Annotated in this window: 24 protein-coding genes; 10 read left to right on the plus strand and 14 right to left on the minus strand. The window is 60.7% G+C overall.

Going from position 1 to position 23,628, the window contains the following annotated elements; translation table 11 throughout:
• Positions 1–69: 69 nt before the first annotated feature.
• Complete coding sequence (locus GPL81_RS07860) at positions 70–699, plus strand: flavin reductase family protein (RefSeq protein WP_160106303.1); 630 nt, start codon at positions 70–72, stop codon at positions 697–699.
• On the opposite strand, the gene GPL81_RS07865 is transcribed toward GPL81_RS07860, so the two are convergent.
• The gene (locus GPL81_RS07865) at positions 700–930 is read right to left on the minus strand and encodes a hypothetical protein (RefSeq protein ID WP_096509290.1); all 231 of its coding nucleotides are present in this window, start codon (positions 928–930) and stop codon (positions 700–702) included.
• A gap of 41 nt (positions 931–971) precedes the next feature.
• Positions 972–1,325 carry a putative quinol monooxygenase gene (locus GPL81_RS07870; protein WP_096509289.1) on the minus strand — a complete coding sequence of 118 codons (354 nt, stop codon included), beginning with the start codon at positions 1,323–1,325 and terminating at the stop codon, positions 972–974.
• Positions 1,326–1,661: 336 nt separating this feature from the next.
• On the opposite strand from GPL81_RS07870, the gene GPL81_RS07875 reads away from it, so the two are divergent.
• Complete coding sequence (locus tag GPL81_RS07875) at positions 1,662–2,603, plus strand: AraC family transcriptional regulator (RefSeq protein ID WP_160106304.1); 942 nt, start codon at positions 1,662–1,664, stop codon at positions 2,601–2,603.
• 113 nt (positions 2,604–2,716) lie between these two features.
• Here the strand turns inward: GPL81_RS07875 and GPL81_RS07880 are convergent, their stop codons facing one another.
• The 6 genes from GPL81_RS07880 to GPL81_RS07905 all read right to left on the minus strand — a co-directional run bounded on the left by GPL81_RS07880 (position 2,717) and on the right by GPL81_RS07905 (position 10,139).
• A complete protein-coding gene (locus GPL81_RS07880) occupies positions 2,717–3,772 on the minus strand; it encodes an ABC transporter ATP-binding protein (protein ID WP_160106305.1) in 1,056 nt (351 codons plus the stop codon).
• A gap of 18 nt (positions 3,773–3,790) precedes the next feature.
• Positions 3,791–4,639: an ABC transporter permease gene (locus GPL81_RS07885; protein WP_160106306.1), complete on the minus strand. Its 849-nt coding sequence runs from the start codon at positions 4,637–4,639 to the stop codon at positions 3,791–3,793.
• Entirely contained in the window at positions 4,636–5,544 is a 909-nt protein-coding gene (locus GPL81_RS07890) for an ABC transporter permease (protein ID WP_160106307.1), read from the minus strand. Before GPL81_RS07890 ends, GPL81_RS07885 begins: the two co-directional genes overlap by 4 nt.
• 179 nt (positions 5,545–5,723) lie before the next feature.
• Positions 5,724–6,827, minus strand: coding sequence for an extracellular solute-binding protein (locus GPL81_RS07895; RefSeq protein ID WP_160106308.1), 1,104 nt, complete (start codon positions 6,825–6,827; stop codon positions 5,724–5,726).
• Between the two features lie 217 nt (positions 6,828–7,044).
• Complete coding sequence (locus GPL81_RS07900; protein WP_160106408.1) at positions 7,045–8,493, minus strand: aldehyde dehydrogenase family protein; 1,449 nt, start codon at positions 8,491–8,493, stop codon at positions 7,045–7,047.
• Positions 8,494–8,501: 8 nt separating this feature from the next.
• The gene (locus GPL81_RS07905; protein WP_160106309.1) at positions 8,502–10,139 is read right to left on the minus strand and encodes a 5-guanidino-2-oxopentanoate decarboxylase; all 1,638 of its coding nucleotides are present in this window, start codon (positions 10,137–10,139) and stop codon (positions 8,502–8,504) included.
• A gap of 159 nt (positions 10,140–10,298) precedes the next feature.
• Between GPL81_RS07905 and GPL81_RS07910 the strand changes: the two genes are divergently transcribed.
• Complete coding sequence (locus tag GPL81_RS07910; RefSeq protein WP_160106310.1) at positions 10,299–11,180, plus strand: LysR substrate-binding domain-containing protein; 882 nt, start codon at positions 10,299–10,301, stop codon at positions 11,178–11,180.
• A 91-nt stretch (positions 11,181–11,271) separates the two neighbouring features.
• On the opposite strand, the gene GPL81_RS07915 is transcribed toward GPL81_RS07910, so the two are convergent.
• Together GPL81_RS07915 and GPL81_RS07920 are read right to left on the minus strand one after the other, a co-directional pair.
• Positions 11,272–11,886 (minus strand): NAD(P)-dependent oxidoreductase, encoded by a 615-nt coding sequence (locus GPL81_RS07915; RefSeq protein ID WP_160106311.1) that lies wholly within the window; start codon positions 11,884–11,886, stop codon positions 11,272–11,274.
• A gap of 83 nt (positions 11,887–11,969) precedes the next feature.
• The gene (locus GPL81_RS07920) at positions 11,970–12,851 is read right to left on the minus strand and encodes an MBL fold metallo-hydrolase (RefSeq protein ID WP_160106312.1); all 882 of its coding nucleotides are present in this window, start codon (positions 12,849–12,851) and stop codon (positions 11,970–11,972) included.
• Positions 12,852–13,067: 216 nt separating this feature from the next.
• Between GPL81_RS07920 and GPL81_RS07925 the strand changes: the two genes are divergently transcribed.
• Positions 13,068–13,973 (plus strand): LysR family transcriptional regulator, encoded by a 906-nt coding sequence (locus GPL81_RS07925; protein ID WP_218585637.1) that lies wholly within the window; start codon positions 13,068–13,070, stop codon positions 13,971–13,973.
• 176 nt (positions 13,974–14,149) lie between these two features.
• Positions 14,150–14,326, plus strand: coding sequence for a hypothetical protein (locus GPL81_RS31065; RefSeq protein WP_172901564.1), 177 nt, complete (start codon positions 14,150–14,152; stop codon positions 14,324–14,326).
• A 24-nt stretch (positions 14,327–14,350) separates the two neighbouring features.
• On the opposite strand, the gene GPL81_RS07930 is transcribed toward GPL81_RS31065, so the two are convergent.
• Complete coding sequence (locus GPL81_RS07930; RefSeq protein ID WP_160106313.1) at positions 14,351–15,247, minus strand: helix-turn-helix domain-containing protein; 897 nt, start codon at positions 15,245–15,247, stop codon at positions 14,351–14,353.
• Between the two features lie 190 nt (positions 15,248–15,437).
• Between GPL81_RS07930 and pobA the strand changes: the two genes are divergently transcribed.
• Together pobA and GPL81_RS07940 are read left to right on the plus strand one after the other, a co-directional pair.
• On the plus strand, positions 15,438–16,622 hold the full coding sequence (pobA, locus tag GPL81_RS07935; RefSeq protein ID WP_178122578.1) for a 4-hydroxybenzoate 3-monooxygenase: 1,185 nt from the start codon (positions 15,438–15,440) through the stop codon (positions 16,620–16,622).
• 79 nt (positions 16,623–16,701) lie between these two features.
• Entirely contained in the window at positions 16,702–18,219 is a 1,518-nt protein-coding gene (locus GPL81_RS07940) for an MDR family MFS transporter (RefSeq protein ID WP_160106315.1), read from the plus strand.
• Positions 18,220–18,392: 173 nt separating this feature from the next.
• On the opposite strand, the gene GPL81_RS07945 is transcribed toward GPL81_RS07940, so the two are convergent.
• From GPL81_RS07945 to GPL81_RS07955, 3 genes are all read right to left on the minus strand, one after another.
• Positions 18,393–19,268 (minus strand): ATPase, encoded by an 876-nt coding sequence (locus GPL81_RS07945; RefSeq protein ID WP_160106316.1) that lies wholly within the window; start codon positions 19,266–19,268, stop codon positions 18,393–18,395.
• Positions 19,269–19,371: 103 nt separating this feature from the next.
• Positions 19,372–20,364 carry an NAD-dependent epimerase/dehydratase family protein gene (locus tag GPL81_RS07950; protein ID WP_160106317.1) on the minus strand — a complete coding sequence of 331 codons (993 nt, stop codon included), beginning with the start codon at positions 20,362–20,364 and terminating at the stop codon, positions 19,372–19,374.
• Positions 20,365–20,418: 54 nt separating this feature from the next.
• Positions 20,419–21,312, minus strand: a complete 894-nt coding sequence (locus tag GPL81_RS07955) for a LysR family transcriptional regulator ArgP (RefSeq protein ID WP_160106318.1) — start codon at positions 21,310–21,312, stop codon at positions 20,419–20,421.
• Between the two features lie 96 nt (positions 21,313–21,408).
• Here GPL81_RS07955 and GPL81_RS07960 point away from each other — a divergent pair, with 96 nt between their 5' ends.
• From GPL81_RS07960 to GPL81_RS07970, 3 genes are all read left to right on the plus strand, one after another.
• Complete coding sequence (locus GPL81_RS07960) at positions 21,409–21,810, plus strand: ACT domain-containing protein (RefSeq protein ID WP_160106319.1); 402 nt, start codon at positions 21,409–21,411, stop codon at positions 21,808–21,810.
• A 5-nt stretch (positions 21,811–21,815) separates the two neighbouring features.
• On the plus strand, positions 21,816–22,418 hold the full coding sequence (locus GPL81_RS07965) for a LysE/ArgO family amino acid transporter (RefSeq protein WP_096509271.1): 603 nt from the start codon (positions 21,816–21,818) through the stop codon (positions 22,416–22,418).
• Positions 22,419–22,595: 177 nt separating this feature from the next.
• The gene (locus tag GPL81_RS07970; RefSeq protein ID WP_160106320.1) at positions 22,596–23,192 is read left to right on the plus strand and encodes a superoxide dismutase; all 597 of its coding nucleotides are present in this window, start codon (positions 22,596–22,598) and stop codon (positions 23,190–23,192) included.
• The last annotated feature ends 436 nt before the right edge of the window (positions 23,193–23,628 follow it).

The following is a 23,628-nucleotide window of genomic DNA, read 5'->3' on the forward strand; positions in this document are numbered from 1 at the left end:
GGGTAGAAATCAGCGGCGCGTCCTTGCACTATGGCTTCTCTCCGATTCAAGCCTTCAGGAAGATTGGTAATGCCCGACGACATCCACTACTACGAACCCGTCAATGGCCACGGCCTGCCCCACGATCCGTTCAACGCAATCGTCGGCCCGCGTCCCATTGGCTGGATTTCTTCACAGGATGCCAACGGCCGCTTGAATCTGGCGCCTTACAGCTTCTTCAACGCCTTCAACTACATTCCGCCGATCATCGGTTTTTCCAGCGTCGGGCGTAAAGACAGCCTGAACAACATCGAACAGACCGGTGAGTTCGCCTGGAACCTGGCCACACGGCCATTGGCCGGGCAGATGAACCAGAGCAGCGCCATGGTCGGGTCAGAGGTGGACGAATTCGAGCTGTCCGGACTGACCCCGGCTGCCTCGAAAATCATTGCGGTGCCACGGGTTGCCGAAAGCCCCGTGTCCTTCGAGTGCAAGGTCACGCAGATCATTCAGCTGCAGCGCGCAGACGGGGATGTGGTGCCGAGCTGGCTGATTCTCGGCGAAGTGGTCGCCGTGCATATTGCCAAGTGGCTGTTGAAGGATGGGATATACGACACCGCCGCGGCAGAACCGATTCTGCGCGGCGGCGGGCCAGCGGATTATTTCCAGCTCGGGCCTGAGGCGTTGTTCAAGATGTATCGCCCGAGGACGGGCAAGTAATTACCAGAGCAGGTCGGCATCTTCCTTGACGTTCTTGAGACGGGTCAGCTCTTTGGCGGCCGCCAGATCGGCATCATGGGCGGTCTTGAAAATCTGGCCTTCCAGCACCTTGTGAAAACGCGGGGCGCCGGAACCACCCAACGCTTTGACGGCAATGGCGGCATGGTAACCACCCTCGCCGGGTACTACGGCCGATACGGCTTCGAAGGTTTCAAAGGCTTTGCGTGCCATGTTGAGCATCCTGGCTGGTTGAGAATGCTGCCATTAAACCCTCAACCGGCCAGTTTGTGTACCGCTACCCCGGACTGGCCGAGGGCCTGCGCCGCCGACACCTCCTTGAAGGTGTGGAAATCCAGGCTGTTGACCACCAGCTCCTGCACCAGCTCGGCAAAAATCTCCATGGCCGGGGTACTGAAGTAGGCGGTCATGGCTGTTTGATTGACCCAGAAGCCGGACACCAGCCACAGCTCTGGATCGCACTGCGACTGTTGCAAGGCAAAGTTCAGGCAGCCTGGCGCCGCGCGGGACGGTTCGATCAGCGCGCTCAGGCGCACACCCAGCTCTTGCGAACGCCCGGCACGCGCTCGAACAAAGGCCATATGACTGACGGGGATTTGCTTTGACATGTTCAACCCTCCCGGGGAGTCGCGTGGCAGCCTGGGACGGGCTGCGACAGGATCAAAGGTTAAGGGCCGATTCGCCTGCGTCGTTAGTCGATTCCTGCCGGTGCGTTGCACAATCCTGCGAGACTGCAGTGTGGGGCTGTAACAAGGTGTAAAACGCTGTCACGGTACTGTCATACGAGTTTCAAGCAAGTTTTCCCGCCTGCTCTCTGCCTTGTCAGGGTGAAAAAACAACCCCGTGCAGAATCAGGCAAGCATTCGACAGAATGTGTCTACCGCTGCCGCTTGCACAAACATATGCTCTGCCCCACCACATCTGCCCTTGCGAGGATGCCTTGCATGTCGTCATTCGATCACTTTTCTCAACAGCAGCCAGACCCGCTGGATGCCGAGATGGAAAAGCAGCGCGCTGAACTGGCGGCAATCATTCGTCGCAACACCGGCGAAGATGGCAGTTATGCCACCGCCGTCGATTCGCTGTTCATGTCGCGCCACAGCCAAAACCACGATTTCGCCCCGGTGCTGGCGCAACCCGCGCTGTGCATCATGGCTCAGGGACGCAAGGAAGTTCGGCTGGTTGACGAGTATTTCAATTACGACCCGCTGAATTACCTGGTGGTATCGGTCTCGATGCCTCTTAGCGGTCGGGTGGTGAATGTCACGTCCGAGGAACCGATCCTGGCGGTGCGGCTGGATATCGATCCGGCGGAAATCACCGCGCTGATCGCCGATGCCGGCCCCATCGGTGTGCCGACCCGACCCACCGGGCGCGGCCTGTATGTGGAACGCATCGACACCGCGATGCTCGACGCGGTGCTGCGTCTGGCGCGGTTGCTCGACACACCGAAAGACATCGCCATGCTCGCGCCGCTGATTCGACGGGAAATTCTCTATCGGTTGCTGCGCAGCCCGCAGGGCCATCGGCTGTACGAAATCGCCATCGCCAACAGTCAGAGCCATCGCATCAGCCAGGCGATCAAATGGCTCAACGGCAATTTTGAGCAACCGCTGCGAATCGATGATCTGGCGAAGGAAGTGAACCTGAGCGTCTCGACGCTGCATCACCGTTTCAAGGCGATGACGGCGATGAGTCCATTGCAATATCAGAAGCAGCTGCGCCTGCAGGAGGCTCGGCGCTTGATGCTGGCGGAAGGGCTGGAGGCTTCGGCGGCGGGTTACCGGGTCGGCTATGAAAGCCCTTCGCAGTTCAGCCGGGAATACAGCCGGTTGTTCGGCGCGCCGCCGTTGCGGGATTTGGCGCGGTTGCGGTTGTCGGTCTAGCTAAGTTTTGTGTTGTATGTGCGGCCCTCATCGCGAGCAGGCTCACTCCCACAGTGGCTTGGTGTACACAAGACCATTGTAGGAGCGAGCCTGCTCGCGATGGGGCCAGCCAGTTAGGCACCAAGAACGCGGCACGCCTCCGCCGGCAAGGTCACCGACACCGGATGCCCGATGCTCAAGCCAATCCCCTGGCACGGCGTGCTCAGCGCGGTAAACGAAACCCCGGAACACTCAACCGTGGTCTCGATGGTCGCGCCGATATCACGCACGAACGTTACCTTGCCCAGCAAGCGGTTGCCCGCCGTTGCCTGCGCGGGCGACAGTTGCAGGTCTTCAGGGCGAATCAGCATCTTCACCTTCTCCCCGGCCGCAATACTTGTGCAGATCGGCACTTGCAGTGCATCGCCACCCGGCAGGCTGACCTTGCCGTTGCCCAGCGCGGTGGCCGGGAAGATGTTGCCGGAGCCGATGAAGTCAGCGACGAACTCGTTGGCCGGGTGCCGATAGATCTCGATCGGCGTGCCCACCTGCTGTACCCGATGCTCACCCAATACGACGACGATATCGGCCATGGTCATGGCCTCGCGTTGATCGTGGGTCACCATGATGGTGGTGATGTTCAGGCGCTGTTGCAGCTGGCGGATTTCCACCTGCATCGACTCGCGCAGCTTGGCGTCCAGCGCCGACAGCGGTTCGTCGAGCAGGAGGATTTTCGGGTTGTTGGCGATCGCACGGGCAATCGCCACGCGCTGGCGCTGGCCGCCGGAGAGTTTCGCCACCGGGCGATCGATCATCGCTTGGAGTTGGATCAGTTCCAGCAACTCCACCACTCGCGCCCGCTGATCAGCCTTGCTGACCCCGCGCAGTTTCAGCGGATAGGCAATGTTCTCGCCCACGGTCATGTGCGGGAACAGCGCCAAAGACTGGAACACCATGCCAAAGTTGCGCAGGTGCGCCGGGGTGTTGCCGATGTCCTCGCCGTCCAGGCGGATCTCGCCGTCGGTCAGGGTTTCAAGGCCGGCAATCATGCGCAGCAACGTGGTTTTGCCGCACCCCGAAGGGCCAAGGAAACACACCAGTTTGCCCTCGGGCAAATGCAGGTTTACATCCGTTACCGCGCAGGCCGAGCCGTAATGTTTCTCGACGTTTTCCAGAATCAGACCAGACATATGAATCACCTCAAGAAATCAGAACGAAACGCCGCCTTCACCCACCAACTTCTCCAGTGCCCAAATGAGCACGAAGTCGATCAGCACGATGAGCACGGCAAACGAGAATACGGTTGGGTCGAGCGACGACACGGTGCGGCTGTACATCCAGATCGGCACGGTCATCACGTCGATGGTGTAGAGGAAATAGGTCACGGTGAATTCGTTGAACGAGACGATGAACGCCAGCAGCATCCCCGCCAGGATTCCCGACTTCATCAACGGCACCACCACGTCGACAATCGCCCGCAGCGGTGAAGCACCGAGCATCTGCGCGGCCTCTTCGACTTCACTGCCGATGGAGAGCATCGCCGCCGTGCAGTTTTTCACCACGAACGGCAACGCGAGGATCACGTGGGCAATCACCAGCCGCGACGTGGTCATCTGGAACGGCAGGCTGTCGAACACCAGCAACAAGGCCAGGCCCAGCACCACCATCGGGAACACCAGGGGCAACGACATCAATTGCAGCGCCACGGCCTTGCCGCGAAATTCGCAACGGGTCAGCGCATAGGCCGCCGGCACCGCGATCAGCGTGGCGAAGACCATGGTCAGGCACGACACCATCAGGCTGGTGGTCATGGCCTTGCCCAGGCTCAGCACATCGCTGGCATCCGGCGACACGAAGGTGTGCCAGGCCGCCTTGTACCATTGCAGGCTGTAGCTGCTTGGCGGGAAGTCGAGGTTCGACGAGCCGCTGAAGGACATGACGATCATGGTCAGGATCGGCAACACCGCCAGCAGCAGGATGAAACCGGAAAGGATGCCGGCGAACTTGCCGGTTTCACCCGGCAGCAGCGACTGGCGCTTCTTGGTCAGGGAACTCATTGCGAAGCCTCCAGCATGCGCCGACGACGGCCTGTGATGTATTCGGACAAGGTCATGATGGCGAGTGTGGTCACGATCAACACCACACCGGCAGCGGATGCGGCGGGCCAGTTCATCAGCGGGGCGATCTGGTCATGCACCATCACCGCCAGCATCGGCACGCGACGGCCGCCGAGCAAAAGCGGTACGACAAAGCTGCTGGCGTTGTAGGCGAACACCAGGGTCGCACCGGTGATGATCCCCGGCAGGCTCATCGGCAACACCACCTGGCGAAACACCTGCAGGCGACTGGCGCCCAGGGTCGCGGCGGCTTCTTCGTAACTGCGGGCGACACCGCGCATGGCGCTGGCAATTGGCAGCACCGCCAGTGGGAAGGCGGTCTGCACCAGGCCCATCAACACGCCGTTCTGGTTGTAGAGGAGCATGATCGGACGCTTGATCAGGCCCAGGCCCATCAACGTCTGGTTGAGCATGCCGCCCGGGCCGAGGATCACCAGCCAGCCGTAGCTTTGCAGCAGCAGGTTGACCAGCAATGGCAGCAGCACCGCGGCCAGGAAAATCCGGCGCACGAACGGCGAAGTCAGCCGCGACATGGTGTAGGCCACCGGGATTGCCAGCAGCACCGCGATCACGGCGCTGATCAGCGCCAGGCGCAGGGTCAGCAGCAGGGATTTGAGGTAATAGGGTTCCAGCAATTGGGCATAACTGGCCAGGCTGAACCCGGACCATTCCGCGCCTTTGGTGCCCACGCTCATGCGCAGTACCAACAGGCTGGCGGCAATCAGCACGCCGAGAAACAGCATCGACGGCGAAAGGAAAAACCAGGCGCGCGCCGTGGGCGAAACACCCCGATTAGCGCGCACGGGGGCGACACTCACCGGATGGGTCAGAGGTTGGTGTTCCATAGCAAGGGTCTCGTCAATGGAAAGCAGCTGACAAACACGGGACTCGAAACTGCAGTGAACCCTGTGGGAGCTGGCTTGCCAGCGATGGCGATCTGTCATTCACATCTTTGCCGACACGAAGACCGTCATCGCGGGCAAGCCCGCTCCCACAGGAAATTGCAGTACCTGGAAGTCCGATATCAGGAAGAAAAGATTTCCGTGTAACGACGAATCCATTGGTCATGCACGGTGGCCAGGAAGGCGTTGTCGTGCATGATCGCTTTCTCGGCAATCTGTTCCGGCGTGAGGATGTACGGGCTCTTGCGCGCTTCGGCGGAGATGATCGCCTTGGCGTTGACCGGACCGTTGTAAATGTCCTCGGCCATTTTGCCCTGCACCAGCGGGTCCAGAGAGTGGTTGATGAAGGCGTAGGCCATGTCGGTGTCGCCAGGACGGTTCTTCGGCATTACCGAGAGCATCAGGTCGGTGTAGAAACCTTCCTTCATGCCGAAGGTGGCGCCCAGGCCGTAGTTCGGATCACGGATCTGTTTCGGGAAGAACGCGGGTGCGTACAGGCCACCCATGTCCAGGGAACCGGTGCGGAACAGTTCGGCGATCTGGTTCGGGTTTTCACCCAGGGTCACCACGCGATCTTTCAACTCGGCGAGTTTCTTGAAGCCCGGCTCGATGTTGTGTTCGTCACCACCGGCCAGTTTGGCGGCGATGATGATCAGGTCCATGGCCTCGGTCCAGTTCGGCGGCGGCAGGAAGATGTTCGGTGCCAGCTCGGCGTCCCACAGGGAAGCGTAACTGGTTGGCGCTTCTTTCTGGGTACGGGTGCTGTAGACCAGGCTGTTGCACCACAGCAGGTAACCGATACCGTGGCCATTGGCGCCGGTGCGGTATTTCTCCGGTACGTCGACCAGGTTGGGAATGCGGTTGAGGTCGGGTTTTTCCAGCAGGTTGGCGGCGGCCAGACCTTCGGCGCCGACGCCTGCCAGGGTGATGATGTCGTACTGCGGACGATCACCGCCGGCCTTCAGTTTGGCGACCATTTCCGAGGTGCTGCCGGTGCGGTCGGCGACGACCTTGCAACCGTACTTGTCTTCGAAGGTCGCAGCGATGTTGCGCAACGCTGCCAGGCCGGTGTCATCGGACCAGGTCAGCAGTTTCAGGGTCTTGCCGGCAAAGCGTGTATCGCTGGCGTTGGCCTTGATGAACGGCATGCTCATGGCCGCCGCGGCAACCGAGGCTACGCCCACGGTCTTGATGAATTGACGTCTGTTCAGATCGTGCTCGCCCATTACGGACTCCCTTTGTTTTTGTAGGTATGAGGCTGGTCGAAACTGTTGCATCCGCGCGGCCGGATCTGCTTGGAACCCCTTATTTACTGGGCGTTAGCTGAGCCGACGGGTTCATCCTGAGGTTGTGTAAAACACCTGACTATCGATAAAAACTCATTGAAGCCATGACGTGAGCGCATGCCTCAACACGAGGCATGCGCTCACCTTTTTCGTGCCTTCAGACAGCCCGAATCACGTGCTTGATTTCCTGGAAAGCCTGCAAGCCCCACGGCCCCAATTCGCGGCCGATGCTGCTCTGTTTGTAGCCACCCCAGGCGGTCTGCGGGAAGATCACCTGCGGCGCGTTGATCCACACAAGCCCCGCCTGCAAAGCGTTGGCGACGCGATCAGCGGCTTCGGCGTTGCGCGTGACCACACTGGCGACCAGACCGAACTGGCTGTCGTTGGCCAGGGCAATCGCTTCGGCTTCGGAGCTGAAACGACGTACGCAGATCACCGGGCCGAAAATCTCTTCACACCACAGCGCACTGTCCAGGGGCACGTCGGTGAACACCGTCGGCTGCAAAAAATATCCGCGTGGCAAGTCGGCGGGACGATTGCCACCGCAAATCAACGTGGCACCTGCACTGAGGCCGCGATCGATGTGACCGAGCACGCGCTGGTATTGCGCCTGATTGACCAGTGCGCCCATTTCCACGTTCGGGTCGAACGGGTCGGCCACGCGAATGGCTTCGGCGCGGGCCTTCAAGCGGCTCAGGAAATCATCGAACAGTTCATCGGCGACCAGCACACGGCTGGTGGCGGAACACATCTGCCCGGCGTTGAAAAAACCGCCACCGCAGGCCACTTCCACCGCCAGTTCGATATCGGCATCGGCCAATACCAGCAGCGAAGATTTGCCACCCAGTTCCAGGCTCACACCTTTGACGGTTTCCGCCGCGCGTTGCATGACCTGCACACCCACCGCGTTGCTGCCGGTGAAGGAAATCTTGGCGATGCGCGGGTCCGCCGACAGCGGCGCGCCAACGGCCAGGCCCGTACCGCAGACCACGTTCAACACACCGGCAGGCAAGCCAGCGTTTGCGATGATTGCCGCCAGTTCCAGTTCCGGCAGTGGCGTCACTTCCGAAGGTTTGAGCACCACGCAGCAACCCGCGGCCAGGGCCGGGGCGAGTTTCCACGCGGTGGTGACCATCGGGAAGTTCCACGGCACGATCAGGCCGACCACACCGCAGGGTTCGCGGCGCAGGCGCGCGCTGAAATCATCGCTTGGCAGCTCGACGGCGCTGTCCTGTTTCGCGTCCAGGCCTTCGGCCAGTCCCGCGTAGTACTCGAAGGTGGCGATCACGTCATCGACGTCGATGGCCGCTTCGAACTGTGGCTTGCCGTTGTTGCTCGACTGCAAGTGCATCAGGTGATCACGACCCGCCTGCACGCCCGCAGCGATTTTGCGCAGGATCGCACCGCGCTCGGCGCCGGTGGTTTTCGACCAGTCGGCGAACGCTCGGGTTGCCGCGCTGACAGCCTGATCGACCGCTTGCTCATCACCGCCGACGACCGTGGTCAGCAGCGCTTCGGTAGCCGGGTTGATCACGCGCAGGTGTTCAGTGCCGGCGGACCATTTACCATCGATGAACAGGCCGTCGAGCGTGGTTGGCAACGTCAAGGAGAAGCTCATTTCGACACCGCCTTGGTCCACGCAGTCTGATCGATTTCAATCAGGGTCGGGCCCTGGCGATCGGCGGCCACGCGCAAGGCTCGGCGCAGATGCTCGACGTCGCTGACCGCTTCGGCAGCGCAGCCCAGGGCCTTGGCGACACCGATGAAGTCCGGAGTGTAGATGTCCACACCAACCGGCTCGATGGCGCGGTTGACCATGTATTTCTTGATTTCTTCGTAGCCTTGGTTGTTCCACAGCAGCACGATCACCGGGGTGCGCGCTTCAACGGCGCTGGCCAGTTCCGGCAAGGTGAATTGCAGGCCGCCGTCACCGATCAGGCACACCACCGGCGGACGCGTACCGCTTTCCACGCTGCCACCGAGCCAGGCGCCAATTGCGGCCGGCAAGGCGTAACCGAGGGTGCCGTAGCCGGTGGACGAGTTGAACCAGCGGCGCGGGCGCTCAGGGTTGAACGTCAGGTTGCCGGTGTACACCGGTTGGGTCGAATCGCCGACGAATACGGCGTCCGGCAATTCGTGCAGCACGGTTTCCAGGAAGCGGGTCTGGGCCAGGGTCGGCGCATCCCAGGTGGCGGCCAGTTCTTCGCGCAGGCGGGCGGCACGCACCTGACCCCAATCGTTGCTGCGCTCGGCCAGCGACTTGTGGGACAACGCGCTGAGCAACGCCTGGGCGGCGTTGCGCGAGTCGGCCACCAACGCCACGTGCGGCGGGTAGTTGCGCACGGTCTGGTCCGGGTCGATGTCGACGCGCAGCAGTTGGCCTGGAATCTCGAAGCCACCGGCGAAGGTAACGTCGTAGTCGGTCTCGGCCAGCTCGGTACCGATGGCCAGCACCACGTCAGCCTCGGCGACCAGTGCACGGGTCGCGACCAGGCTCTGGGTCGAACCGATCAACAACGGGTGGCCGGACTCGAGCATGCCTTTGGCATTGATGGTCAGTGCGACAGGGGCGTCCAGCAGTTCAGCCAGTTCGGTCAGTTCGGCGGCGGCATCGATGGCGCCGCCACCGGCGAGAATCAACGGACGCTTGGCGCCGGCCAGCAACTCGGTCATGCGGCTCACAGCGGCTGGGGCCGCACCGGCACGGTCGATGTTTACCGGAACGCTGGCAAGCAGGTCGTCGGCGTTTTCAACCAGCACGTCCAACGGAATTTCGATGTGCACCGGACGCGGACGACCCGCCTGGAACAGCGCGAAGGCACGGGCCAACACGCCTGGCAATTCCGACGCCGACATCAGGGTGTGGGAGAACGCTGCGACACCGGCACACAGTGCGCTCTGGTTCGGCAGCTCGTGCAGCTTGCCACGACCGCCGCCCAACTGGCTGCGCGATTGCACGCTGGAGATCACCAGCATCGGGATCGAATCGGCGTAGGCCTGCCCCATCGCCGTAGTGATGTTGGTCATGCCAGGGCCGGTGATGATGAAGCACACGCCCGGTTTGCCGCTGGTGCGGGCATAGCCGTCGGCCATGAAGCCGGCGCCCTGTTCGTGACGCGGCGTGACGTGGTTGATGCTCGAACGGGCCAGCCCGCGATACAGCTCCACGGTGTGAACCCCGGGAATGCCGAACACCTGCTCGACCCCGTAACCTTCGAGTAACTTGACCAATACTTCGCCGCACGTCGCCATGTCATTGCCCTTCTTGTTCGATTGAGACGCCGGACCTGTGCAATGTTTATGATGGATTCGCAGGTCCAGGGATGGCCTCATTGGAACGGGCGACACGTAGCCGCAACAATGGATAAAAAGTCATACTAGCCATGTCTTCACGTCATACCTTGGATCCCAATGAAACGACTGCCTCCCCTGCCGGCGCTGCACACTTTTCTGATTACCGCGCAGTGCTGCAATTTCACCCGGGCCGCCGAGCAACTGCACATCACCCAAGGCGCAGTGAGCCGACAGATCGCCGGGCTGGAAGATCATCTGGGTTATGAACTGTTCATCCGTCAGGCCCGGGGGCTGGACCTGACCGCCGAAGGGCGGGAGTGGCTGCCGCGGGTCCAGCAGATTTTCGGCCTGATCGACGAAGCGGTGGAACAGATCGGCGAGAAGCGCGAAACCCTGCAACTCAAGGCACCGAGCTGTGTCATGCGCTGGCTGTTACCCCGGCTGTTGCAGTGGCAAAAGGAACGACCGGACGTGCCGGTGGAACTGACGACCACCGTCAAGCACGGCGTGGATTTTCATCGCGAGCAATTCGATGCGGCGGTGATGTACGGTGCGCCGCCGGACAGTGCCCTGGTGTCGTGCCTGTTGTTTGATGAACAACTGACACCCGTGTGTTCGCGGCCAATGCTGGAAGGGTCGTTGGCCCTGCAGACGCCGGCCGACCTGCAACAACACTTGTTGTTGCACCCCACCCGCGATGAACGGGACTGGAAAACCTGGCTGAAAGCCGCGGATGTGCACTTGACCAATGTCGGCAAGGGTCAGCATTTCGAAACACTGGACCTGGCCATGTCGATGGCGTCCCAAGGAACAGGCGTGGCGATTGGCGACTGGTCGTTGATCGGCGATGACCTGAATGCCGGGCGGTTGGTCATGCCTTTTGATTTGAAGGTGAAAACCGGGCTGTCGTATTACCTGGTATTCCCGGAAAAACCTGCACCTTCGCCGAAATTGCGCGAATTGACGGGGTGGTTGGTGGAGCAGGCGCAGTCGCGGTGAGCCCTGAAAAACTTCGCCGGCAAGCCGGCTCCTACAGGATTTGATCCCCTGTAGGAGCTGGCTTGCCAGCGAATGGATTCAAGCCGCGCCATCAATACCCGACAGTAAACCGCTGCCGCGAATGCTTCGGCGCTTCGACTTCATCCAGCATCGCAATCGCATAATCGGCAAACGTGATCCAGCTGCGCCCTTCACTACTCACCAGCAAATCATCCTTGCCGATCCGGAATTTCCCGCTGCGCTCGCCTTCGACAAACTCCGCCGATGGCGACAGGAAGGTCCAGTCCAGCTCCTTTTCCTGACGCAGGTTTTCAAGAAACACGGCACCGGCACCGGCCTCCGCCTTGTATGCCTCCGGGAAGCCTGCGCTGTCGATCACCCGAGTGCCGTCCGGCAACAACAGCGAACCGGCACCGCCCACCACCAGCAGGCGTTTGACCCCGGCCTGCTTCACCGGCCCGATTACGGCGGCGGCCGGCAGCGTCGAGAAATGCGCAGCGCTGATCACCACGTCATGACCGGCAATTGCCGCTTGCAACGCGGCGGCATCCAGCGCATCGACAGCCTGGCTCACCACACCGCTACGCGGAACGATCTTCGAAGTGTCGCGGGCGATGGCGGTGACGCTGTGACCGCGACGCAGGGCTTCTTCCAGCAGTTGGCTACCGGCACGACCGGTGGCACCGATGATTGCGATTTTGCTCATGACGTTCTCCAGTTGGATTTAGGTAAGTCAGTACAAATCAGGATGGTGAGGGGTTTCGCTAAATCCCCCCGCCACAGATAAATTCATTCACCCCACTTCATCTCGCCCTTGGCGACTTTGGCGCTCAGCTCAAGGGAGCTTTCTTCGCCCAGTGCCGGGAAGCGTTTTTTCATTGCGGCAATCAACGCCGCGGAATCCTTGGCCTTGGCGGTTTCTTCGTCGAAGGCCTTGATGTAATCGGCGGTGAACTGCAACGCCGCCAGGGACCGGGTGCTCTCGCCGAGGTAGTGTCCCGGCACGATGGTTTTCGGATGGAGCGTTTCAATCGAATGCAGCGTAGCCAACCAATCGACATGGGACTGCGGGGTCTGGGTGTCGGCCATCCACACGTGGATGTTTTCAGCCACGACCACACCACCCACCACGGCCTTGATCGATGGAATCCAGACGAAGCTGCGATCAGGTTGCTTGCCCGCCAGGCCCACCACCTGCAACTTCTGCCCTTCGAGGATCAGGCTGTCGCCCTTGAGCACGTCCGGCACGATGGTTTTGGCCGGTGCGTCAGCCCCCAACTTCGGCCCCCAAAACGCCCGTTTGCCCTCGACGGTCTGCTTGATGTGATCAACGGTTGGCTGCGAGGCGAGCACCTTGGCGTTGGGGAATGCAGCGGTCAGGGTGTCGAGGCCGAAGTAATAATCCGGGTCACCGTGACTGATGTAGATAGTGGTCAGTTGCTTGCCGCTGGCGCGGATTTTTTCCACCACCTGTTCGGCCTGGGACTTGCCGAATTGCGCGTCCACCAGGATCGCGTCTTTTTCGCCGCTGACCAGCACCGAGGTCACCGGGAAAATCGCCTTGTCGCCAGGATTGTAGACGTCCAGCGTCAGCGTCGATGCGCTGGCATGGGCGGCAAACCCGAGGGCGGTCGCCAGGAAAATGCGTTTGAGTGAGGTGAAGCCGATCATTTTTTACACCGTTGTCTGATAGGAGACCTGCTCTTCGTAGGAGCTGGCTTGCCAGCGATGGACGTCAACGATAACGCGTGCTTACCGGAAAAACGCGGCGCCTTGGCTTCCATCGCTGGCAAGCCAGCTCCTACAGGTGGAGCAGAGCTTAGTTGCATGGGTCAGTACAAAAAATGCGATGCTTGAACATAGTTTGTTTCTGAAAGCGGGCAAATCATGGATCGTCTACAAGCAATGCGGGTGTTCGTCACGGTGGTCGACCTCGGCAGCCAATCGGCCGCCGCCGATCATCTGGAGCTGTCGCGGCCGGTGGTTTCCCGGTACCTGGCGGAACTGGAAGACTGGGTCGGCGCGCGCCTGATGCACCGCACCACCCGCAGATTGAGCCTGACCGCCGCCGGCAGCGAAACCCTGCCCCGGTGCCGACAGATGCTGGAACTGTGCAACGACCTGCAAGCCGCCGTCAGCGAGCCGGACGAGGCACCCCGTGGCCTGTTGCGCATCAGCGTCAGCACCTCGTTCGGCCAGGCGCAACTGGCCGATGCCATGGCGGCGTACGTCAAGCGCTACCCCGGCGTCAGCATCGACATGCAGATGCTCGACCGCACGGTAAACCTGGTGGATGAGCGCATCGACCTGGCGATTCGCACCAGTAACGACCTGGATCCCAACCTGATTGCCCGCCAGCTGACGGTCTGTCGCTCGGTGATCTGCGCCTCCCCCGCTTACTTGCGCGAGCATCCAGCGCCGCAGCGGGTCGAGGATTTGAGCCAGCACAACTGCCTGACCCACTCCTATTTCGGCAAGAGCCTCTGGCATTTCGAACAGGACGGCGAGCAGATCTCGGTGCCCGTGCAAGGGAACATCAGCGCCAATGAAGCCAGCACACTGCTGCGCGCGGCCATGGCCGGAGCCGGGGTGGCGATGCTGCCCACGTATCAGGCCGGGGTGCATATTCACAACGGCGAACTGATCCGCTTGCTACCCCGGGCGGAACCGCGGCGGATGAACGTGTACGCGGTGTACGCCTCGCGCAAACACATGCCGGCGGCGTTGCGCAGCTTGCTGGATTTTCTGGTGGAGAGGTTTCCTGAAGAACCCGCGTGGGACGCCGGCCTGTAAACACCGCCCCTGTAGGAGCTGGCTTGCCAGCGAAGGGGCCCTGAAAAATGGTGCAAGATTCGAGGCCGCCTTCGCTGGCAAGCCAGCTCCTACAAGGGTAATCAGTGCTGGCAACTCACTGGCGCTGACCTATGCTCAAGGTAGTACCCAAGGGTATTCGTTCAGAGGTCTGCGCCATGAACATCAAAACAAGAAGGTACCTCGCCATTTTCATCACCTGTGCGGTGACGCTCGGGTTGTATGGCGCGGCAGCCTGGCGTGTGGAGCAGTTGCGCAACCTGCCCCGTGATTACGCCAGCTGCAATTTCGAGCGTTGCATTCCCCACAACGCCACGCTCAACGCCCTGCGCTGACGAATGCCGTTGGGGGATAGCTGATCAGGCCTGATTGTCCTGGTCGGCCTTCAAGCGGTCGCGAAAAGCCTTGGGCGAAATCCCCACCCGGCGTCGGAACAGGCGCGTGAAGTTGGTCGGATCCGAAAACCCCAATACGTCGGACATTTCATAAATGGTCATGCTGGTGTAGGTCAGCAAGCGCTTGGCCTCCAGCAGCTGCCGTTCGTGCATGATCTGCAACGCCGGTTGCCCCGCCAGCTCGCGGCAGGTGCCGTTGAGGTGGGACACTGAAATGCCCAGCCGATGAGCCAGATCCTCGACCTTGACGTGCTGGCGATAGGTCTCTTCCACCAGCTGAATGAAACCGTTGAGGTATTCCCGGGCACGCTGTGGCCGTTGGGACGCTGAACGTCGCTGGATCACCTGACGGCTGACCCACACCATGATCACGCTGACCAGCGAATGCATGAGCATTTCCCGCGCCGGTTGATGACCTGTGTATTCGGTTTGCAAGGCAGCAAACAGGCTGTTGAGGTACTCACTGTCCTTGCCGGCCGGGTAACTTTCGGCCTGGGCCAGGGCATTCACCGAGTTACCCAATTGCGCTTGCAGATGGGCGACCAGTGGCGCGGCCAGGGTCACGACGAATCCTTCGACGTCTTCGGAAAAACGATAGCCATGAATCGACAACGGCGGCATGACCAGAATCGACGGCTCATTCAGTTGCGTACGTTTGCCTTCGATTTCAAGCTCTGCCTGACCTTTGAATACGAAGAGCAACTGGCATAAATCGGCATGACGGTGGGGTTTGATTTCCCATTGATGTTCGCGGCTGCGTTTGGAGATGGTTTCACAGTGCAGCAAGTCCGGGGTCGGCCAATCCAGGCTTTCACCGTAGAGCTTGAACACCGGAATCGAAGGCACGTCAGGCTTGTTCATCACTTCAATCCAGGCCTCGGAATAGATGACGGGCGATAATCGCACCGATTGGCAGAATGTACAGGTATCGGCTCAGTTTTCACCTTCAATTGACAGACCCGCAAGGGAAAAATGCAAGCACTCGATCCATAAAAATCATTCACCGACCCTGGTCGCGTGGAGCTTGCGAGTCCTAAAAACAATGAAAATGCTGAAAACCCAAGTCGCCATTATCGGTGCCGGTCCCTCCGGCCTTTTGCTCGGTCAGTTACTGCATAAGGCCGGTATCGACACCCTGATTCTCGAACGCCAAACCCCGGATTATGTACTCGGTCGCATCCGTGCCGGCGTCCTTGAACAAGGCATGGTAGAGCTGTTGCGCCAGGCCGGTGTGGGTCAGCGCATGGAGGCCGAAGGTCTGGTCCACGGCGGTTTCGAACTGGCCCTCGACGGGCGCCGGGTGCACATCGACCTGCAAGCCCTCACCGGTGGAAAAACCGTGATGATCTACGGCCAGACCGAGGTCACCCGCGACTTGATGGCCGCTCGTCGGGAGGCTGGCGCGCAGACGATTTACCAGGCTGGCAATGTCGTTCCCCATGGCATGAAAACCGACGAAACCTACGTCACTTTTGAGAAGGACGGCGAGCTGTATCGCCTCGATTGCGACTACATCGCCGGATGCGATGGCTTCCATGGGGTGGCGCGGCAGTCGATTCCCGCCGAGTGCCTGAAGGTGTTCGAGAGGGTCTACCCGTTTGGCTGGCTGGGAATACTGGCCGACACCCCGCCGGTTCACGAGGAGCTGGTCTATGCCCGCCACGCGCGCGGTTTCGCCCTGTGCAGCATGCGCTCGGCGACCCGCACCCGGTATTACCTGCAGGTGCCTGCCGACGAAAAAGTCGAGGACTGGTCCGATCAGCGTTTCTGGGATGAGCTCAAGACTCGCCTCCCGGAGAAACTGGCGGAAAACCTGGTGACCGGGCCGTCCATCGAAAAAAGCATCGCGCCACTGCGCAGCTTCGTGGTGGAACCCATGCAGTACGGCCGAATGTTCCTGGTCGGCGACGCGGCGCACATTGTCCCGCCCACCGGTGCCAAGGGCTTGAACCTGGCGGCGAGCGACGTCAGTACCTTGTTCAATATCCTGCTGAAGGTGTACCGCGAGGGCCGTGTCGATTTGCTGGAGAAATACTCGGAGGTCTGCCTGCGCCGGGTATGGAAAGCCGAGCGTTTTTCCTGGTGGATGACCTCGATGCTGCACCGTTTCGAGGAGCACGATGCCTTCAGCCAGCGTATTGCCGAATCGGAGCTGGAGTACTTCATCGATTCCGAAGCCGGCCGGAAAACCATTGCAGAAAATTACGTCGGGCTTCCTTATGAGGCTATCGAATAGGCTGCTACCGACTTACACTGGCGAGCATCCCCGCTCGCCCATGCCCCTTGCGGGACCCTCACTGCCCGCAGGTTCTCCCGTGACCAATCTCAACCATCCAGAAACGTCCAAACCGGCCATTCGCAGCGTACTGGTCGCCCTGATGATGGCGATCTTTCTTGGCGCGCTGGACCAAACCATTGTCGCCGTGTCGATGCCGGCCATTTCCGCGCAATTCAAGGACGTCAGCCTGCTGGCCTGGGTGATTTCCGGCTACATGGTGGCGATGACGGTGGCGGTGCCGATCTACGGCAAACTGGGCGATCTGTACGGGCGGCGCAAGTTGATGCTGTTCGGCATGGGCGTGTTCACCCTGGCATCGCTGTTCTGCGGCATGGCCCAGAGCATGGAGCAATTGGTGCTGGCGCGGATTCTTCAGGGGATCGGCGCGGGCGGGATGATTTCGGTCAGCCAGGCGATCATTGGCGACATCGTGCCGCCGCGCGAGCGCGGCCGCTATCAGGGTTATTTCAGCAGCATGTACGCGGTGGCCAGTGTGGCCGGTCCGGTACTCGGCGGCTACATGACCGAATACCTGTCCTGGCGCTGGGTGTTCCTGATCAACCTGCCATTGGGGCTGGGCGCCTGGCTGGTGGCAAACCGCAATCTGGTGGGGCTGCCGATTCCGCAACGCAAACCGGTTATCGACTACCTTGGCACACTGCTGATGATTATCGGCCTGACCGCGCTGTTGCTCGGGATCACTCAGGTCGGCCAGGGACATTCATGGCGCAGCCGCGAAGTGTTCGGTCTGTTCGCTTGCGCGGTGATGGTGCTGGCGGTGTTCGTCTGGCATGAACGTCGCGCGCGGGAGCCGTTGCTGCCGATGCACCTGTTCGCCAACCGCAACGCCCTGCTGTGCTGGTGCACGATTTTCTTCACCAGTTTCCAGGCCATTTCGCTGATCGTGCTGATGCCGTTGCGCTTCCAGAGCGTCACCGGCGCCGGGGCCGACAGCGCCGCGCTGCATTTGCTGCCGCTGGCCATGGGGCTGCCGATTGGCGCGTATTTCGCCGGGCGTCGCACCTCGGTGACCGGTCGGTACAAACCGCAGATTCTCACCGGCGCGATCCTGATGCCGATCTCGATTCTCGGCATGGCCTTCAGCCCGCCCAACGCCACATTACTGAGCAGCCTGTTCATGCTACTGAGCGGCATCGCCGGCGGCATGCAGTTCCCGACTTCGCTGGTGGGGACGCAGAACTCGGTGGAACAGCGCGACATCGGCGTCGCCACCAGCACCACCAACCTGTTCCGTTCGCTGGGTGGTGCAGTGGGGGTGGCGTTGATGTCGGCACTCTTGCTGGCGTTATTGCAGGACTCGAGCTTCGCGCACCTGGCCGGCTCGTCGCTGATCAACGAAGGGCATTCGGGCAATGTCCTGCTGGACGGCCTCAACGCCGTACCGGGGGATGCGCAGAACGCCTTGCGCGCCGAATTGCTGTTGACCTTCCGGCATTTGCTGATGGTCAGTGCCGCGGTGTCCCTGCTGGGACTGGCCGCGGCGATTGCCATGCCGAACAGGTTGTTGCGGGGCCGGGAAGACAAGGTTCGGTAGCCAGACCGCGTCGCCTGCATCGCGGGCAAGCCCGCTCCCACAGGATTTGCACGGTCCTTGTGGGAGCGGGCTTGCCCGCGATGGACTCAAGAGCGCCGCGCTTATCCTGTCACCCCGCGTTTTCGTTGACGACCATCGCGAGCAAGCTCGCTCCTACAAATACCCGCCAGGTTTTACTGACGGGCGCGCAGTTGCTGTTGCAGGTTCTGGATCTGCGCCTGAAGGGTGTTGATATTGCGGGTGACCTGGCCACGGAAGGCGTCAAACTCGGCGATGTTGGCCGAGCTTTGGGAAGTCGCCGGGCGATTGTCCTGCTGGCTTTTGAGGATGACGACTTCCTGTTCCAGGCGATCGATGGCGGCGGTCGGGTTGCCTTGTTTCTTCAAGGCGGTGATGTCGGCGCCGAGGCTTTTCAACTGGGCGTCGAATTTTTCCGTGTCCGCCGGGGCGCTTTTCAGTGTGGCTACGTCACTGTTCAAGACTTTGACCTGAGCCTGCAATTGAATGGTGGCCGTCTGTTGCTCAGTGTTCTGGGCAGTGATCTGTGCCAGATGCTTGTCGAGCTCGGTGGTTTGCGCGGTCATCTGCGCCAGGCGCTTGTCCAGGTCCGAAGCCTGACCGGCCACGCCTTGTTGCTGTTTGCCCTGATCCTGCAGCTTGCTTTCCAGTTGCTTGATTTGCAGCTTCAAGGCTTCGCTGTCGCTGGTGACGTTGGTCTGGCTGGCCACAACCTTTCCGGAAATGTCCTGCAAGCGCCCCGCCGCTTCCTCACTGATGCGCGCGAAACTTTCCTGGGTCGCCACCAGTTGCTGCTCCATCAGCGAGATCTGCTGGAAGCTCCACCAGGCCAGGCCTGCAAATGCAAAGAACAACGCGCCCACCAGCGCCCACAACGGCCCGGTACTCGGGCTCTTGACCTTGACCACAGGTGTCGTGCGCGAATGCACGGAGGTACGCGCGGTGGGTACATAGTCATCGTCGTCGAGGCTGTCGGCACGCAGGCTCGGTACATCATCGAAGTCGTCGTTGGCATCGTTACGCATGGACATTGAGTCAACCTTTGTGAAACGGTGATGGCTTGATGCGGCGAGTATAACCCCCACAGTCGCACCGATTGACCCTCAACCCCCGAGTCGGTTCAGTGTGGGCGGTTCAGCGAATAGCCTGGGCCTTCCACCAACCGCAAAACTCATCGAGGGCGGTCCACAGGCTCACCTTCGGGTCGTAATCCAGATAATGCCGGGCGCGGCTGATGTCCAGGGTGAAATTTTTGTTCATGACCTGCATGCCCAGTCGCGACAGGGTCGGTTCCGGGCGACCCGGCCACAGCTTGCACGCGCCTTCGTTGAGGGCGGCGACGCTGTAGGCCAAACCGTAGGAACGGTAGCGCGTAACTTGTGGGACTTCCATGTTGCGCATGACGTAATTGACCACATCCCACAACGGGATCGGCGTTCCGTTGCTGATGTTGTAGGCCTTGCCCAAGGCTGAACCACTGGCCAGCAAACTGCTGAGCAACGCTTCATTGAGGTTTTGCACACTGGTGAAATCGACTTTATTCAGGCCGTTGCCGATGATTGCCAGGCGGCCCTTGCGCTGCATGTTGAGCAGACGCGGGAAAATGCTCATGTCGCCGGCACCGGTGACGAAACGCGGACGCAGTGCCAGGGTTTCGAGGCCGAATTCCTGGGCGCCGAACACTTTTTGCTCGGCCAGGTATTTGGTCGCGGCGTAGGGATGCTTGAAGCGTTTGGGCACCTGTTCTTCGGTCAGGCCCAAGTGATCGCGGCCATCGAAGTAGATCGACGGCGAGGACAAATGCACCAGGCGCCGAACCCGCTGCTTCAAACAGGCCTCGACCACGTTTTCGGTGACCTGGACATTGCCTTGGTGAAAATCCTGATAGCGCCCCCACAGGCCGACGGCGCCGGCGCAATGCACCACGGCCTCGACATCGGAACACAACTCGCGGGTGAATTGCGGGTCGCTCAAATCGCCCTGGATAAATTCGGCGCCACGCCGCACCAGATGCTCCACACCCTCGGCCCGGCGACCGTTGACCCGCACGTCCAGGCCTTGCTCCAGGGCGAAACGCGCAAAGCGCCCGCCGATGAAACTGCTTGCGCCGGTGACCAGAATTTTCATGTAGTGCTCCGAATATTTCTTTTTGCGTATTGCGTGAGGTCTTGACGCTGCCCGTCAGTTCAACGGCACCAGCCATTGCTTCGACGCGCGTACCAACTGATCGGTGAGCAGACCCAGCAACTGACCGCCATTGCGCCAATGATGCCAGTACAGCGGCACATCGATCGGTTTATCTGGCAAAAGCTCCAGCAAAGTGCCGCGTTCCAGTTGTTCGCGTACCTGTAGTTCCGGGACCAGCCCCCAGCCGAGCCCGGCTTCGGTGAGTCGGATGAAGCCTTCTGACGACGGGCATAAATGGTGTTCGAATCCGCCATCGACGCCCAAGGACGCAAGATAACGATGCTGCAGGAAATCATCCGGGCCGAATACCAGGGCCGGGGTTCGGGCCAACTGCCCGGCATGTACGCCTTGGGGGAAATGTCGGGCAATGAAAGCCGGGCTGGCCAATGCCCGGTAGCGCATCGCTCCCAGCAACACGCTGCGGGCGCCGGCCACCGGCCGCTCGCTGGCACACAGGCAGGCCGCCACTTCCCCTGCGCGCATGCGTTTGAGGCCGACGGTCTGGTCTTCGACGATCAGGTCCAGCAATACATGCTGATCCGCGCAAAAATCCCCCACGGCCTGCGCCCACCAGGTCGCCAGACTGTCGGCGTTCAACGCGATGCGCAGGCGTTCCGGCACACCTTCTTCGTCCAGCGCCGGCACCAGGCTCTGCAAGTCACGCTCAAGCAAGCGCACCTGCTGCACATGGTTGAGCAGACGCCGGCCAATCTCGGTTGGAGACGGTGGCGTACCTCGTACCAGCACCGGCTGGCCAACCCGCGCTTCAAGCAATTTGATGCGCTGGGAAATCGCCGATTGCGACAAACCCAGGACCTGCGCAGCCCGTTCGAAACCCGCCTGCTCGACCACCGCGGCCAGGGCAGAAAGCAATTTATAGTCGAACATCAGTTTTCCTAATGAGCGATCAGCATTATTGGTTTTTCTTATACAGCGATGTACCAGAGAATAGCCAGCAAGAACTCTTGAACAGGAAACACCGACATGGCTGGCGAAACTTCATTGGCAACGCTGCTACGCAGCATGAGCCCGCAACTCAATGCCGGCGAATACGTGTTCTGCACCTTGCACGACGGGCAATTGCCTTCAGGCCTGGACATCGTCGGCAGCTTCCGTGAGCAAGAAGGCCTGACGGTCATTCTTGAACGGTCCCACGCTGAACGGGCCGGTTTCAGTTTCGACTACGTCGCGGCCTGGATCACCTTGAACGTGCACTCGGCCCTCGAGGCCGTCGGCCTGACCGCCGCGTTTGCCACCGCACTCGGACAAGCCGGTATCAGCTGCAACGTGATCGCCGGCTATTACCACGACCATTTGTTCGTCGGCCAGGCCGACGCCGAGCGCGCGATGCAAGTGCTGCGCGACCTGGCAGCGAACGCGGAGTAACCCTCATGTGGCAAAGCTATGTAAATGGCCTGTTGGTGGCCTTCGGCCTGATCATGGCGATCGGCACGCAAAACGCGTTTGTGCTGGCGCAAAGCCTGCGACGTGAACATCACCTGCCGGTGGCGGCACTGTGCGTGATGTGCGATGCGATTCTGGTGGCCGCCGGGGTGTTCGGCCTGGCCACGGTACTGGCGCAGAACCCGACCCTGTTGGCGGTCGCCCGCTGGGGGGGCGCGGTGTTTTTGATCTGGTATGGCAGTCAGGCGTTGCGCCGGGCTTTTTCAAAACAAAGCCTGCAGCAGGGTGAAAATCAGACCGTTCGTTCGTTGCGGGCAGTGATGCTCAGTGCGTTGGCCGTGACACTGCTCAACCCCCATGTGTATCTGGACACCGTTTTGCTGATCGGCTCCCTTGGCGCGCAACAAACCGAGCCCGGCGCTTATGTGGTCGGTGCGGCCAGTGCCTCGTTGCTGTGGTTTTTCACGCTGGCACTGGGCGCCGCATGGCTGGCTCCGTGGCTGGCTCGGCCAAGTACCTGGCGAATCCTCGATCTGCTGGTGGCTGTCATGATGTTCGCTGTAGCGCTGCAACTGATCATGGCTGGCTGATTTATTCCAAAAGGCTCTGGAACCTCTATTCCACACAGTTGTTGCGTGGTTATGCCGCACCCCCGGTGCTATGATCCGACACCTGCGCCGCAAAGAGTATAAAACTCCCCGGCGCTTGTCTGGCCGCCCGTGATCGGCCTTGCGCCCACCGCAACTGACCTGATTAGGAGATCCACCATGGCTTTCGAATTGCCGCCACTGCCTTACGCACACGATGCACTGCAGCCGCACATTTCCAAGGAAACTCTGGAATACCACCACGACAAGCACCACAACACCTATGTCGTGAACCTGAACAACCTGGTGCCAGGCACCGAGTTCGAAGGCAAGACCCTGGAAGAAATCGTCAAGACTTCCTCGGGCGGTATCTTCAACAACGCCGCTCAGGTCTGGAACCACACTTTCTACTGGAACTGCCTGGCGCCAAACGCTGGCGGTCAACCAACCGGCAAACTGGCTGAAGCCATCAACGCTGCGTTCGGTTCGTTCGACAAGTTCAAGGAAGAGTTCAGCAAGACCTCCATCGGCACCTTCGGCTCCGGCTGGGGCTGGCTGGTGAAAAAAGCTGACGGTTCCCTGGGCCTGGCCAGCACCATCGGCGCCGGCAACCCGCTGACCAACGGCGACACCCCGCTGCTGACCTGCGACGTCTGGGAACACGCTTACTACATCGACTACCGCAACCTGCGTCCTAAGTACGTCGAAGCGTTCTGGAACCTGGTCAACTGGAAATTCGTGGCTGAGCAGTTCGAAGGCAAAACCTTCACCGCTTAAGCTCGATGTCAGTCAAAAAACCCGGCTTTTATGCCGGGTTTTTTTATGGGCCGGGTAATGAGCGAAGAGTTGTGGCGCTTGGTCGGCCGCCTTCGCGGGCGAGCCCGCTCCCACAGGGAATCGGTACATCCATGAAAATCAGGTCGGCTGTTCGGCCGTCATCGCTGGCAAGCCAGCTCCCACAGGGAATCGGTACATCCGCGAAAATCAGGTCGACTGTTCGGCCGTCATCGCTGGCAAGCCAGCTCCTACCGGGAATCGGTTTACCCACCAAAATCAGGTCGGCTGTTCGGCCGCCTTCGCTGCGATGCGGCGACCCGACAAGCCAGCTCCTACAGGGGAACTGGTACATCCGAGAAAGCCAGGTCGGCTATAAGGCCGCCTCGCGTTGCTTTGGCTTTTGATCTTCTTGCCACCTCGAGAGGCCGAGTGGAGG

It is taken from the genome of Pseudomonas izuensis (assembly GCF_009861505.1).
GTDB lineage: Bacteria > Pseudomonadota > Gammaproteobacteria > Pseudomonadales > Pseudomonadaceae > Aquipseudomonas > Aquipseudomonas izuensis.

What these genes read in the sequence shown, in the direction of transcription:
- GPL81_RS07860 (WP_160106303.1), top strand. Translation starts at nt 70, where the DNA reads ATGCCCGACGACATCCACTACTACGAACCCGTCAATGGCCACGGCCTG.
- GPL81_RS07865 (WP_096509290.1), bottom strand. Translation starts at nt 930, where the DNA reads ATGGCACGCAAAGCCTTTGAAACCTTCGAAGCCGTATCGGCCGTAGTA.
- GPL81_RS07870 (WP_096509289.1), bottom strand. Translation starts at nt 1,325, where the DNA reads ATGTCAAAGCAAATCCCCGTCAGTCATATGGCCTTTGTTCGAGCGCGT.
- GPL81_RS07875 (WP_160106304.1), top strand. Translation starts at nt 1,662, where the DNA reads ATGTCGTCATTCGATCACTTTTCTCAACAGCAGCCAGACCCGCTGGAT.
- GPL81_RS07880 (WP_160106305.1), bottom strand. Translation starts at nt 3,772, where the DNA reads ATGTCTGGTCTGATTCTGGAAAACGTCGAGAAACATTACGGCTCGGCC.
- GPL81_RS07885 (WP_160106306.1), bottom strand. Translation starts at nt 4,639, where the DNA reads ATGAGTTCCCTGACCAAGAAGCGCCAGTCGCTGCTGCCGGGTGAAACC.
- GPL81_RS07890 (WP_160106307.1), bottom strand. Translation starts at nt 5,544, where the DNA reads ATGGAACACCAACCTCTGACCCATCCGGTGAGTGTCGCCCCCGTGCGC.
- GPL81_RS07895 (WP_160106308.1), bottom strand. Translation starts at nt 6,827, where the DNA reads ATGGGCGAGCACGATCTGAACAGACGTCAATTCATCAAGACCGTGGGC.
- GPL81_RS07905 (WP_160106309.1), bottom strand. Translation starts at nt 10,139, where the DNA reads ATGGCGACGTGCGGCGAAGTATTGGTCAAGTTACTCGAAGGTTACGGG.
- GPL81_RS07910 (WP_160106310.1), top strand. Translation starts at nt 10,299, where the DNA reads ATGAAACGACTGCCTCCCCTGCCGGCGCTGCACACTTTTCTGATTACC.
- GPL81_RS07915 (WP_160106311.1), bottom strand. Translation starts at nt 11,886, where the DNA reads ATGAGCAAAATCGCAATCATCGGTGCCACCGGTCGTGCCGGTAGCCAA.
- GPL81_RS07920 (WP_160106312.1), bottom strand. Translation starts at nt 12,851, where the DNA reads ATGATCGGCTTCACCTCACTCAAACGCATTTTCCTGGCGACCGCCCTC.
- GPL81_RS07925 (WP_218585637.1), top strand. Translation starts at nt 13,068, where the DNA reads ATGGATCGTCTACAAGCAATGCGGGTGTTCGTCACGGTGGTCGACCTC.
- GPL81_RS31065 (WP_172901564.1), top strand. Translation starts at nt 14,150, where the DNA reads ATGAACATCAAAACAAGAAGGTACCTCGCCATTTTCATCACCTGTGCG.
- GPL81_RS07930 (WP_160106313.1), bottom strand. Translation starts at nt 15,247, where the DNA reads ATGAACAAGCCTGACGTGCCTTCGATTCCGGTGTTCAAGCTCTACGGT.
- GPL81_RS07945 (WP_160106316.1), bottom strand. Translation starts at nt 19,268, where the DNA reads ATGTCCATGCGTAACGATGCCAACGACGACTTCGATGATGTACCGAGC.
- GPL81_RS07950 (WP_160106317.1), bottom strand. Translation starts at nt 20,364, where the DNA reads ATGAAAATTCTGGTCACCGGCGCAAGCAGTTTCATCGGCGGGCGCTTT.
- GPL81_RS07955 (WP_160106318.1), bottom strand. Translation starts at nt 21,312, where the DNA reads ATGTTCGACTATAAATTGCTTTCTGCCCTGGCCGCGGTGGTCGAGCAG.
- GPL81_RS07960 (WP_160106319.1), top strand. Translation starts at nt 21,409, where the DNA reads ATGGCTGGCGAAACTTCATTGGCAACGCTGCTACGCAGCATGAGCCCG.
- GPL81_RS07965 (WP_096509271.1), top strand. Translation starts at nt 21,816, where the DNA reads ATGTGGCAAAGCTATGTAAATGGCCTGTTGGTGGCCTTCGGCCTGATC.
- GPL81_RS07970 (WP_160106320.1), top strand. Translation starts at nt 22,596, where the DNA reads ATGGCTTTCGAATTGCCGCCACTGCCTTACGCACACGATGCACTGCAG.